Annotated in this window: 13 protein-coding genes; 3 read left to right on the top strand and 10 right to left on the bottom strand. The window is 50.4% G+C overall.

The features are described 5' to 3' along the window. Nucleotides 1-67 precede the first annotated feature (67 nt). Together tpiA and QOX44_RS10125 are read right to left on the bottom strand one after the other, a co-directional pair. Nucleotides 68-817 (bottom strand): triose-phosphate isomerase, encoded by a 750-nt coding sequence (gene tpiA / locus QOX44_RS10130; RefSeq protein WP_283683007.1) that lies wholly within the window; start codon nt 815-817, stop codon nt 68-70. Between the two features lie 86 nt (nt 818-903). Further along, complete coding sequence (locus QOX44_RS10125; protein ID WP_283683006.1) at nt 904-2,127, bottom strand: phosphoglycerate kinase; 1,224 nt, start codon at nt 2,125-2,127, stop codon at nt 904-906. Nucleotides 2,128-2,425: 298 nt separating this feature from the next. Between QOX44_RS10125 and QOX44_RS10120 the strand changes: the two genes are divergently transcribed. Beyond that, the gene (locus QOX44_RS10120; protein ID WP_283683005.1) at nt 2,426-3,256 is read left to right on the top strand and encodes a pyridoxamine kinase; all 831 of its coding nucleotides are present in this window, start codon (nt 2,426-2,428) and stop codon (nt 3,254-3,256) included. 127 nt (nt 3,257-3,383) lie between these two features. Here QOX44_RS10120 and gap read toward each other — a convergent pair whose 3' ends face one another. After that, entirely contained in the window at nt 3,384-4,397 is a 1,014-nt protein-coding gene (gap, locus tag QOX44_RS10115; RefSeq protein WP_283683004.1) for a type I glyceraldehyde-3-phosphate dehydrogenase, read from the bottom strand. A gap of 238 nt (nt 4,398-4,635) precedes the next feature. Between gap and QOX44_RS10110 the strand changes: the two genes are divergently transcribed. Continuing rightward, nucleotides 4,636-5,448: a histidinol-phosphatase HisJ family protein gene (locus tag QOX44_RS10110; protein ID WP_283683003.1), complete on the top strand. Its 813-nt coding sequence runs from the start codon at nt 4,636-4,638 to the stop codon at nt 5,446-5,448. Nucleotides 5,449-5,470: 22 nt separating this feature from the next. On the opposite strand, the gene QOX44_RS10105 is transcribed toward QOX44_RS10110, so the two are convergent. The 5 genes from QOX44_RS10105 to QOX44_RS10085 all read right to left on the bottom strand — a co-directional run bounded on the left by QOX44_RS10105 (nt 5,471) and on the right by QOX44_RS10085 (nt 10,342). Continuing rightward, on the bottom strand, nt 5,471-6,895 hold the full coding sequence (locus QOX44_RS10105; protein WP_283683001.1) for a hypothetical protein: 1,425 nt from the start codon (nt 6,893-6,895) through the stop codon (nt 5,471-5,473). Nucleotides 6,896-7,022: 127 nt separating this feature from the next. Next, nucleotides 7,023-8,108, bottom strand: a complete 1,086-nt coding sequence (gene mnmA / locus QOX44_RS10100; RefSeq protein ID WP_283683000.1) for a tRNA 2-thiouridine(34) synthase MnmA — start codon at nt 8,106-8,108, stop codon at nt 7,023-7,025. A gap of 5 nt (nt 8,109-8,113) precedes the next feature. Further along, entirely contained in the window at nt 8,114-8,557 is a 444-nt protein-coding gene (nifU, locus tag QOX44_RS10095; protein ID WP_283682999.1) for a Fe-S cluster assembly scaffold protein NifU, read from the bottom strand. 135 nt (nt 8,558-8,692) lie between these two features. After that, nucleotides 8,693-9,877: a cysteine desulfurase NifS gene (gene nifS / locus QOX44_RS10090; RefSeq protein WP_283682998.1), complete on the bottom strand. Its 1,185-nt coding sequence runs from the start codon at nt 9,875-9,877 to the stop codon at nt 8,693-8,695. Nucleotides 9,878-9,880: 3 nt separating this feature from the next. Next, complete coding sequence (locus QOX44_RS10085; protein WP_283682997.1) at nt 9,881-10,342, bottom strand: RrF2 family transcriptional regulator; 462 nt, start codon at nt 10,340-10,342, stop codon at nt 9,881-9,883. 159 nt (nt 10,343-10,501) lie between these two features. On the opposite strand from QOX44_RS10085, the gene QOX44_RS10080 reads away from it, so the two are divergent. Then, nucleotides 10,502-12,067, top strand: a complete 1,566-nt coding sequence (locus tag QOX44_RS10080) for a polysaccharide biosynthesis protein (RefSeq protein ID WP_283682996.1) — start codon at nt 10,502-10,504, stop codon at nt 12,065-12,067. Between the two features lie 41 nt (nt 12,068-12,108). Here QOX44_RS10080 and QOX44_RS10075 read toward each other — a convergent pair whose 3' ends face one another. Further along, nucleotides 12,109-12,357 (bottom strand): spore coat protein, encoded by a 249-nt coding sequence (locus tag QOX44_RS10075; RefSeq protein WP_283682994.1) that lies wholly within the window; start codon nt 12,355-12,357, stop codon nt 12,109-12,111. 12 nt (nt 12,358-12,369) lie between these two features. Then, a complete protein-coding gene (locus QOX44_RS10070) occupies nt 12,370-12,555 on the bottom strand; it encodes a hypothetical protein (RefSeq protein WP_283682993.1) in 186 nt (61 codons plus the stop codon). Nucleotides 12,556-12,586: the final 31 nt, after the last annotated feature.

Below are 12,586 nucleotides of genomic sequence, written 5' to 3'. Positions count from 1 at the left end.
CCGGGATAAGCCTCCTGCAGCAACCGCTTCTTTATCTTCCGTAATGATGTTTTACAGAAAAATCTGTTTATTTGTAATTGACGATCTGCCCGAACTCTTCTTTAAGAGAGGCGCCGCCTACCAGACCGCCGTCGATGTCTGCCTGAGCAAACAGCTCCGGAGCTGTCTTTGCGTTTACAGAGCCGCCGTACTGGATACGGATAGCTGCTGCTGTAGCATCATCGTAGATCTCAGCGATGCACTGACGGATACCTGCACAAACCTCCTGTGCCTGCTCTGTCGTAGCTGTCTTTCCTGTTCCGATCGCCCAAATCGGCTCGTAAGCGATAACTGCTGTCTTAGCCTGCTCTGCTGTTACGTTCAGGAATCCAACCTTAACCTGCTGACGGATCCAGTCCATCGTAATCCCCTGCTCTCTCTGCTCCAGGGACTCACCGCAGCACATGATCGGTGTGATGCCGTGCTCGAATGCTTTGAGCATCTTCTTGTTTACTGTCTCAGATGTCTCTGCAAAGTACTCTCTTCTCTCAGAATGTCCGAGAACAACGTATTTTACCCCTACATCTGTCAGCATTGCCGGAGAGATCTCGCCTGTATATGCGCCCTTCTCCTCAAAGTACATATTCTCAGCGCCAACCTGAATGTTGGAACCCTTTGCAACTTCGATCACCGGAATAATGTCAATTGCCGGTACGCAGAACACTACGTCTACATCATCATTTGCTACGAGCGGCTTCAGAGTCTCAACAAGCTTTACAGCCTCGCTCGGAGTCATGTTCATTTTCCAGTTTCCTGCTACGATCTTTCTTCTTGCCATTGTATTCGTCTCCTTAATCATGAAGTATTTTTAACTCGCCAGTTTTCAAAAACGGACGCGGCTTGTCAACCGCTGCATTCATTAAATTACTTTCTGTCGTCTGCTGCGACTACGCCCGGAAGCTCTTTGCCCTCCAGAAACTCAAGAGAAGCACCGCCGCCTGTAGAAATATGGGACATTTTGTCGCCAAAGCCGAGCTGGTTTACTGCTGCTGCAGAATCACCGCCGCCAATGATCGTTGTCGCGTCTGTCTCTGCGAGAGATTCTGCCACTGCGATCGTTCCTTTTGCAAGGATCGGGTTCTCAAATACGCCCATCGGTCCGTTCCATACAACTGTCTTTGCAGACTTCACTGCATCTGCGTACAGAGCTGCTGTCTGTGTTCCGATATCCAGACCCATCATATCTGCCGGGATCGCGTCAGATTTTACGACAGATACCTCGATCTCGGCATCGATCGGTGACGGGAAGTCTTTTGCGATCGTTGTATCAACCGGAAGCAGAAGCTTTTTGCCAAGCTTCTCTGCCTTTTCCATCATCTCTTTGCAGTAGTCAAGCTTTGTCTCGTCTACCAGAGAAGTACCTACCTCGCAGCCCTTTGCCTTGAGGAATGTATATGCCATACCTCCGCCGATGATCAGTGTATCGCACTTCTCAAGCAGGTTGGAGATAACATTTAACTTGTCCGCTACCTTTGCTCCTCCGAGGATCGCTACGAACGGTCTTACCGGATTGTTTACTGCATTTCCAAGGAAGTCGATCTCTTTCTGCATCAGATATCCGACTGCATTTTCTCCGCCCTTTTCACGGATGAATTTTGTCACGCCTGCTACAGAAGCATGCGCTCTGTGTGAGGAACCGAATGCGTCACATACATAGATGTCAGCCAGATCAGCCAGCTCTTTGCTGAACTCCTCGCCGTTCTTTGTCTCCTCAGCGCCGCGGAAACGTGTATTCTGAAGAAGTACTACATCTCCCTCATTCATCGCCTCTACTGCCTTCGTAGCCGCCTCGCCTGTCACATGGTAGTCAGATACGAATACAACCTCTTTGCCAAGCTTCTCAGAAAGACGCTTTGCTACCGGTGCCAGAGATTCACCCTCGTTCGGGCCGTTCTTTACCTTGCCCAGATGGGAGCACAGGATCACCTTGCCTCCGTCAGCGATCAGCTTTTTGATCGTCGGAAGTGCTGCCACAATACGTGTTTCGTCTGTGATCACACCATCTTTAAGAGGTACATTAAAGTCACATCTTACCAGGACGCGTTTGCCTTTTGCGTTGATATCATCAACTGTCTTTTTATTCAGCATGGAAAATTCCTCCTGTTTGATAATTTTAAAATAGCCAAAAAAGTATTGGCTCATATCATTATTAGCATAATACCACGTATTTTCGACTTCTGCAAGTCACACACTGATAATTCCATCCCGCAACTAATAATCTTAACATTTTCGTAACAGTTCAGGCTGCCAGAAGCAGCGCTGGAAATCCCGGCCGAAAAAGAAAAAATAAAAACTGGCCTTATATTTTTGTTCAGAAATGGCACTTTTAATATAGCCATTTTGTGCGTATACTCTAGCTAAATCAAACAGAAAAGGAGATTCATCTATGAAACGAGTATTAACTGTACAGGATTTATCCTGCATCGGACGCTGCTCCCTGACGGTTGCCCTTCCGATCCTGTCGGCTATGGGACTGGAAACTGCAGTGCTTCCGACTGCCGTATTATCTACCCATACGCAATTTCAGAATTTTACTTTCCGCGATCTCACGGATGACTTAAATGGGATCCTGGCTCACTGGGAAAAAGAAAATTTTGATTTTGATGCGGTCTACACTGGCTATCTTGGCTCTGTCCGTCAGATCGACATAGTTCTTTCCATGTTTGAGACATACGGCAAACGCGGCTCTGTGTGCATCGCAGACCCGGTCATGGGAGATGCCGGCAAGCTGTATCCCGGCTTTGACCTCGCCTTTGTAAAGAGGATGGCTCAGGTATGCGCGCACGCTGATATTATCCTCCCCAATATGACAGAAGCTTCCTTCATGCTCGGCATGGACTACCGCAGCGAAGGATACGATGAAACGTACATCCGGGATATTCTGAAACGCCTCTGCGACCTCGGCGCAAAGACGGCTGTCCTGACTGGTGTGTCTTTCCATCCCTCCGAGCTGGGCGTTATGGCATATGATTCCGAAAAGGATACTTTTTATACCTATTTTAATGAAAAACTGCCTGTCAGCTATCACGGTACCGGAGATTGCTTTGCAAGCTGCTTTACCGGCGCTCTGATAAGAGGAGAGGGACTGCAGGAAGCTATGAAGCTCTCCGCTGATTTTATCTGCGAATGTCTGAAGCTTACCATAGCAGATCCTGCCCGCCGTACATACGGTGTGAATTTTGAAGAAGCACTTCCGCTTGTCATGCCAAAGCTCTAAACGCAGGCCACATTTCAAAAACTCCGGCAAGCAACACAAAGCCGCTGCTCCATAAATGATCACTCATTTACAGAGCAGCGGCTCTTTTTTTACGTCATCAATCCGACGCTGTTCTCAGGCTTTATAATTAAGCAAGCTCAGCGAAGTATTTGATTGTACGAACCATCTGGCTTACGTAGGAGTTCTCGTTGTCATACCAGGAAACAACCTGTACCTGAGATGTTCCGTTTCCAAGGTTTACTACCATTGTCTGTGTAGCATCGAACAGAGAACCGAATCTCATACCTACGATATCAGAAGAAACGATCTCGTCCTCGTTGTATCCGAAGGACTCTGTAGCTGCTGCCTTCATAGCTGCGTTGATGCCATCAACTGTAGCCTCACCCTTAACTACTGCGTTCAGGAGTGTTGTAGAACCTGTCGGGGTCGGTACACGCTGAGCAGCGCCGATCAGCTTGCCGTTCAGCTCCGGAATAACCAGACCGATAGCCTTAGCAGCACCTGTGGAGTTCGGAACGATATTTACAGCACCTGCACGTGATCTTCTCAGATCGCCTTTTCTCTGCGGTCCGTCAAGGATCATCTGATCGCCTGTGTATGCATGGATTGTGCACATGATACCAGACTCAACCGGCATATAGTCGTTGAGAGCCTTTGCCATCGGAGCCAGGCAGTTTGTTGTACAGGAAGCTGCAGAAATAACAGTATCCTCTTTTGTCAGTGTCTCATGGTTTACGTTGTAAACGATTGTCGGAAGGTCATTTCCAGCCGGAGCAGAGATAACAACCTTCTTAGCGCCTGCTGTGATATGAGCAGAAGCCTTCTCTTTGGATGTGTAGAATCCTGTACACTCCAGAACTACGTCAACACCGATCTCTCCCCACGGAAGCTCTGCAGCGTTAGCCTTAGCGTAGATCTTGATCTCTTTTCCGTCAACAATGATGGAATCCTCTGTGCAGGAAACCTTGTCAGCCAGAGCATATTTACCCTGTGATGAATCATATTTCAGTAAGTGAGCCAGCATCTTCGGGCTTGTCAGGTCGTTGATAGCAACAACTTCATATCCCTCTGCACCAAACATCTGTCTGAATGCCAGACGACCGATACGTCCAAATCCATTAATCGCAACTTTTACTGCCATAATTACAATTCCTCCTAAATGTAATTTTGATTAGGTAAATGTCGGGGTATCTTCCTTTGTTTAAAAATCCCCAACCTGTCTATTATTCTAACTAATTTGTCCCGAAAATTCAAGTAGTAATATGATTTTCTTCCAAAATTTTATAGACTTTTTATTTTGTATCTACTATGATGTTCTTATTAAAAGACGGCAGATCCGACGCTGCAGCATCGCTGTATCTGCCCGGGGAGGTAAAGAAATGAGTATCCGATATGACTTTCATCTTCATTCTGATTTTTCTGCTGACAGTGACGTCCCCGCCCGTCAGATGGTCGAGCGCGCCATCTGCCTCGGCCTTTGCGGGATCTGCTTTACAGAGCATCATGACCCTGATTTTCCTTCTGATACGCTGTCCTTTACGCTTGATCCTGACTCTTATTTCCCGGCGCTTTCAGCGCTCCGGAAGGAATACGAAAAAAAGCTCTGGATCGGTATCGGCATGGAGTTTGGTATCCAGCCGCATCTCGCGCCTGTCCTGCTGCAGCTTGCAAAGCAGTATCCCTTTGACTTTATCATCGCCTCACGCCATCTGCTCTACGGACAGGACCCCTACAACCGTCTCTGTTTTAAAGAAAAGCGGGAGGATGACTGTTATGCAGATTTTTTCCGCGAACAGTACACAGCTTTAAAGCAGCTCCCGCCGGACTCATACGATACCCTCGGCCATCTTGATTACGTGGTCCGCTATGGCCCGAATCAGAATCTTTTTTATTCTTATGAAAAATTTGCTGATGTGATCGACCCGATCCTGCATCACCTGATCGACAACGGCAAATGTCTGGAAGTCAATACCGGAGGCCTGAAATACGGACTGGGTGAGCCAAATCCGTGTATCGGGATCCTGCGCCGCTATCGGGATCTTGGCGGGGAGCTTATCACACTCGGATCGGATGCCCACACCCCGCAGCATCTCTGCTTTGACTTTGCAAAGGTGCAGGACATCCTGACCTTCCTTGGTTTCCGCCATTATACCGTATTCCGGCAGAGACGGCCGGAACAGATTCTTTTGTGATCAGTTATTGTTCTGATGCGCTTCACTGCTCTTTTGCACTGAGTGCGCTCCCAAGCGTATTGTAAGCCAGAAGCGCGTCCCTGATATGGTACTGGTCTGCGGTCGGATCCTGCGCCCATCCCGCTGTCACAAGAATGTATTCCCTGCCGTCGATCCTCGCCATACTGGCGAGGCAGTGTCCGGCGTCATCCGTATATCCCGTCTTTCCTCCCAGGATCTCGCCTCCGACGACATCCGGTGATTCCAGCCCTTTAAACATCGTGCTTTGAAAGGTAAAGCCCTCCGGATGGACCTGAGTCGGCTGTACCGTATAGCTCTTTGTAGTAAACACCTGATAAAAGGTTTTGTTGTCCAGCGCATTCTGTAATATCGTGGCGATCTCAGATACCGTTGAATACTGCTCCTCGTCATGCAGCCCTGTACAGTTCTTAAACTGAGTCTGTGTAAGCCCCATTTTCAAAGCATTCTCGTTCATCAGATCTGCAAAGGCGCTCTCTGACCCTGCCGCCTGCAAAGCAAGCTGCATACAGCACTCCGCTCCCGACGGAAGCAGGGCGCCGTAGAGCAGATCCCGGATCACCGCCTCCTCCCCCGGCTCAAATCCGGCACGTGAAGCGTCTCTTTCATAAAGCATATCATAGTAATCATACGACATCGTCACAGTCTGGTCCAGATCCCTGATCTGCTCAATCGCCGTCAGCACAGTCATAATCTTTGCCATGGACGCCGGGAATATTTTCTGCTGTGGATTTTTACTTCCCAGCACTGTTCCGGTATCTGCATCTATCAGCACTGCATACGGACTGGCAAGCGATTCAAGACTTACGGTGATCTCCTGCACCTTTTTATCATCCTGTCCCCGGTACAGTATAAATATCCCGCTCCCGCAGATCAGCAGCAGTGCAAGCAGCGCTACCAGACAGATATACAGCCGTTTGCCGTTTCTGTTTTTCCTGCCTCCCATCCTGCCGCTTCCATCCCGGGCAGCAGTCCTCCTGCCTGCTCTTTTGTTTTCTGTGCAGCTGCCTCTGTCTGCCCGCCTCACTGTATCTGTGCAGCTGCCTCTTCCGGTTCGCCCTGATGCACCTGCATAACTGCTTCTTTCTGCTTGCCTGGGTGCACCCGTGTAGCTTCCTCTTCCGCTTTGCCCGGATGTATCTGCATGGCTGCCTCTGTCTGCCCGCCTCACTGTATCTGTGTAGCTGCCTCTCCCGCTTCGCCTCGATGTATCTGCATAGCTGCCTCTGTCTGCCCGCCTCACTGTATCTGTGTAGCTGCCTCTTCCGGTTCGCCTTGATGTGTCTGCATAGCCGCCTCTTTCTGTATATCCTGCATAGCCGCTTCGCCCTGCATTTCGTCCGGGCAGATCTGTCTGATCGCGCCTGTCGGTGTATTGTCTCGATTGATCTGTATAGCTTCCGCTGTCATTTTTCTGTGTTTTTCTCATATCTGCCTTCTCCGCTGTCTCTCCCTCTTCATTACTGCAAGCATAACAAAAAACAATCTCCGTCTTAGTATGGGTGTCTTTCCCATTTATTATAAAAGAACAGAAATTGTTTTTGCAATATTTTCTCTTATGAATTTCTTAAGATTGTGCCTCCGCCTGCCACATAGTCTCCGTCATAGAACACTACTGCCTGTCCCGGAGTCACCGCACGCACCGGTTCCTCAAAGATCACCTCGGCCAGATCCTTATCCAGCCTTCGCACATGTGCTCTTGTACCAGAATGATTATAGCGGATCTTCGCCACTACTGAAAGCTCCTGATCTATATCCGGCACACTCATAAAGTTCAGATCGGAACAGATCAGTCTGTCCGTAAACACATCTGCGCTGTCTCCTATGACCACCTCATTCGTTTCCGGACGTATCTCTACCACAAACACAGGTCTGCCCATAGACAGATTCAGTCCCTTGCGCTGTCCGACTGTATAATGCGTGATCCCCCGGTGGCGTCCGATCACTGTACCGTCTGTTGTCACAAAATTGCCCTCCGGTATCTCACATCCGCTGTTTTCCCGGATAAACCGTGCGTAATCCTGATCCGGCACAAAGCAGATCTCCATACTGTCCGGCTTTTGCGCTACCGTCAGACCGATCTCATCCGCGATTTCCCGGATCCGGCTCTTTTCATAATCTCCGACCGGCATAAGCGTGCGGGACAGCTGCTCCTGAGTCAGATTGTACAATGCATACGTCTGATCTTTTGCCGCAGTGACAGAGCGCTGTATCGCATATCTTCCGTTTGGCAGCTTTGCAACTCTTGCATAATGTCCTGTCGCAATATAATCTGCTCCGATCTGCATACTGCGTTCAAGCAGAGATTCCCACTTTACATAGCGATTGCAGGCAATACAGGGATTCGGCGTCCTGCCGGACAGATATTCCCGCATAAAATACTGGATCACTTTTTCATCAAATTCCCTGCGAAAGTTCATGACGTAATACGGGATCTCAAGCATCTGTGCCACACGGCGCGCATCATCCACGGCAGAAAGCCCGCAGCAGCCGCCATTTTCGCTTACTGTATCAGGCTCCTCCTTCTGCCAGATCTGCATCGTGACTCCGATCACATCATACCCTGCCTGTTTCAGCAGATACGCTGCGACAGAGGAATCTACGCCGCCGGACATTCCGATCACTACTTTTTTCTTTTCCATAAGACTTAGTAATCCTCTTCCTCTTCTTCCTCACCCTCGTGGATATCTGACTTTGGCTTTTCCAGACCCTCTATTGTGATCCCGTTTTTCTGAGCATAATCCCACAATGCCGCATGGATCGCTTCCTCTGCGAGCAGGGAGCAGTGTACCTTCACCGGCGGAAGTCCGTCAAGCGCTTCCATGACCGCCTTGTTTGTCACCTGCAAAGCCTCCTGAATCGTCTTTCCTTTTACCAGCTCGGTAGCCATACTGCTCGTAGCGACCGCAGCTCCGCAGCCAAACGTCTTGAATTTGACGTCACGGATGACTCCATTGTCATCCACATCCAGATAAATCCGCATAATATCGCCGCATTTCGCATTTCCCACGGTACCGACGCCACTCGCGTTTTCGATCTCTCCTACATTTCTCGGATTCTGAAAATGATCCATTACTTTTTCTGAATACATACTGCCATTCCTCCAACTCTGTGTTCTGTGGCCCGGCGCCGGCTGTGTCACCGCCCGGCGCAGCAGACCGTTCTCTTTTTATCTGTGAGCGTTTGCCGTACACTCCTGTGCGCCGATCGCTCTTTCTGACTTTTTCTATCTTTGCGACTTTTTGGTAAAATCCTCATACAGCGGCGACATGCTGCGCAGCCGCTCCACGATCTGCTTCGTTTTTTCTACTACGAAGTCGATCTCTTCCTTTGTGGTTTCCTCCCCCAGGGTCAGGCGCAGGGATCCGTGTGCGATCTCATGCGGAAGCCCGATCGCCAGAAGCACATGCGACGGATCGAGCGAGCCTGACGTACAGGCAGATCCGCTGGATCCGCAGATCCCTTCCATATCAAGCATAATAAGCAGGGATTCTCCTTCTATAAACTGGAAACTAAAATTCGCATTATTGGGAAGCCTTCTGGTCCTGTGACCGTTCAGTCTGGTATATGGGATCTCAGAGAGCATGCGGTCGATCAGGTAATCCCGAAGCTCCCGTTCTCTCTGTGTCCGCTGCTCCATCGTATCGGCCGCCTGCTGCGCTGCCTTCGCATAGCCGACGATCCCCGGCACATTCTCTGTACCCGCGCGGCGTCTCCTCTCCTGCGCTCCGCCATGTACAAACGAACGGATCTTAACTCCCTTTCGGATATATAAAAATCCGATTCCCTTTGGTCCGCAGATCTTGTGCGCGCTGGAGCTTAACATGTCAATATTCAGCTCATCCACCTGGATCGGCAGCTGGCCGAATGCCTGCACCGCATCTGTGTGGAACAGGATCCCGTGTTTTTTTGCGATCTGCCCGATCTCCCGGATCGGCTGGATCGTACCGATCTCATTATTTGCGAACATCACAGAGATCAGTATTGTCTCCGGACGGATAGCTTTTTCCAGCTGATCCAGCCGGATGATGCCGTTCTCGTCTACGTCTATATACGTCACCTCAAAGCCGTGCTTCTCCAGAAATTCACAGGTATGCAGGATCGCATGATGCTCGATTTTTGAGGTGATGATATGATTTCCCTTTGTCCGATAGGCGTCTGCTGTCGCCTTTAACGCCCAGTTATCCGCCTCCGTACCCCCTGCTGTAAAATAGATTTCCTCCGGTCTGGCTCCGAGCACAGACGCGATCGTCTCTCTGCTTTCTGTGATCGCTTCTTTACTCTTTGCACCGATGCTGTAAATGCTGGAAGCATTTCCATAGTTTTCTGAAAAGTACGGAAGCATCGCCTCCACTACAGCAGGTGATGTCCGTGTTGTTGCCGCATTATCCAGATAAATAATCTTCTTCATGATCTATTCTCCTTCGCCGCAGTCCTCCGACTGTTCTGTTCTTTTTTGCTGTACTTTCCTGCTCTCCTCCACAAGCTGATCCAGCATGATCTCATCTACAGTTATCGCAATGCTTTCATTGATCTTCTGCCAGACATACTTTGCCACGCACAGCTGCGATTCCTGACACCCCTGCGGCGTGAGCGCAGGGCACTCTACAGCTCTTAGGTCTCCCTCCAGCGCCCGCAGGATGTCTCCGACTGAGATCGTCTGCGCCGGCTTTGCCAGCCGGTATCCGCCCTGTGCGCCGCGAATGCTCACCACAAGCCCGGCCTTTTTCAGCTTTGCGACAAGCTGCTCCAGATAGCTTTCTGATATATTCTGTCTCAGTGCGATGCTGCTGATCGAGACGGCATCCTTCTCACTGTGCTGCGCCAGATCGATCAGAGCACGCAGTCCGTATCTGCCCTTCGTTGACAGCTTCATACACACCTCCATCTTTTAGCTTTATGATAAAGGCTTTTATTTCCGAGTATTCTACTCGGATTTCAAAAAAAGAATACCACTGCTTTTTCCTCCTGTCAAGTGGTATCCTTATTTTTTCCTGCATATACTGAACCAAACGATACCGTCAGGTGCACACATATGAACCAGCAGCATTACCTTTTAAAAGGAACCTTCTTTCTGACAGGCGCCGGGCTCCTTACAAGAATAGCAGGCTTCTTTTATAAAATATTCCTGTCGCGCACGATCGGTGCGGGCGAGATCGGTCTGTTTCAGCTCACCATGCCTGTCTGCGCGCTGTGTATGGCCGTCTGTATCGGCGGCATCCAGACTGCTCTTTCCCGGTTCACAGCCGAATACCGTGCGAAAAAGCAGCCGCAGAACGCCCGTTTCTGTCTCGTACTGGGTCTTATCCTCTGTCTGTGCTCCTCCTGTCTGTGCGCCGGTTTTCTCTTTTCCTTCGCGCCCTGGATCGCACGCAGCTTTCTGCTGGAGCCCCTGTGTGCCCCGATCCTTCGTATCATTGCCGTGTCGCTTCCGTTTGCTGCCATTCACGCATGTATTTCCGGTTACTTTATCGGCTGTAAAAATGTCTCCGTCTCTGCCTGGTCCCAGGTGCTGGAGCAGCTCATACGCATCGGCTCTGTCCTCCTGTTTTTTGTGCTGTTTAGCAAAAGCAGCCGGACCATGGATGCTTCTGTCATGGCTCTTGGCCAGATCGCCGGTGAAGCAGCCTCCTCCCTTTTCTGCCTGTACCACTTTCTGTCGCGCTCACCGGATACAGACGACAGCTCCCGGCATCCCGGAAGATCCGCCGGCGCGATCATGCAGGAATACCGGAGGATCCTCTCGATCGCTGCTCCGCTTGGCCTGAACCGTACACTGCTGTGCGTACTCCAGGGCATAGAGGCTGCGCTCTTACCGCAGCAGCTTCAGTATTTTGGGCTTGGCAGCTATGAGGCGCTGCATGTCTACGGCACACTGACCGGGATGACTATGCCCCTGCTGCTTTTTCCTACGGCCGTCACAGGAGCGGTCAGCACGCTGCTGCTGCCTGCCGTCTCAGAAGCCCATGCCCTGCACCACAGCAGCCAGATCCGCACCACTGTCAACACCGGATTTCAGGCGGGCGTTCTGCTGGGCGCTTTCTTTCTGTCCGGCTTCCTGCTGTTCGGGCAGGAGGCCGGGACACTCCTCTTTTGCAGCGAGCTCTCCGGCGTCTTTTTGCGCCGACTGTCCCTGCTGTGCCCATTCCTCTACCTGAACACTGCCTTTACCGGTATCCTGCATGGTCTTGGAAAAACAGCGTCTGTTTTTATATGGAACATCATCGGCTTCGCGATCCGCATCTGTGCTGTCATCCTGTTTGTCCCGGATATGGGGATGGACGCTTATTTCGCAGGCATGATCCTCAGCCAGATCTTCCTGTGCGTCTGCGCTCTGATCCTGCTGTACCGCCATCAGTATCTGACCGTTGGCGTCATGAAAACCGTTCTTCGGGCTGTATTGCCCTGCTTTACGGGCACAGGAGCTGCCCTGCTTTTTCTTTCTGTTTGCAAAAAAGCCTGCGTAACGTCTCCGGCAGGACTTGGAGCCGCTGTATGTATCTTCCTTACTGCCTTTGCACTCCCGGCCTGGTATGTATGCGTTCCGGCAGACATACGCACAACCTGTGCGCTGCACAGATCCAGGAAGCATACGACCTGATCGTATGCTCCCTTTTCTGTATCTGATCTGTCTGTGCAGACTCAGCCCTGCATCAGTACAGATCTTACGTGTGCGATCTCTTCCCTTGTCGCCTTAGCTGCCGGCACGTAATACTGCTTCGTTCTCGCGATCTGATAAATCTCCTCCTGAGACTGCTCACACTGATTGCGAAACTGCTTTAATACCTGCTTCAGCTGCATATTTTCCGTCTGCGGGATCATTTCCCCGTAGCGCACGAGCTCGCCGTTGATCCCGGCAAGCGTATCGGATACCATTGTTTTCTCATCCATGTCTTTTCCCTCCTACTGCAAGAACTGCATAAGCTGCTGTTTGCTTTCCATTGCGGACTGCGCGGACTTCTGGAAAAACTGTTTTACACCAGGGTCTGCTGCCTGCTGTGCATACGCCTGCATTTTGCAGTGTGTTGTGGTAAAGCCGCCGATCAGATGGCGGAGGTTCTGAAGATCCAGTTCTGAAATTTCGTTCATTAAAAATCCCTCCTTCCGGGTACTGGTTACG

It is taken from the genome of Parablautia sp. Marseille-Q6255, from assembly GCF_951230155.1.
Taxonomy (GTDB): domain Bacteria; phylum Bacillota; class Clostridia; order Lachnospirales; family Lachnospiraceae; genus Choladousia.
This window is presented reverse-complemented; position numbering and strand designations above follow the sequence as displayed.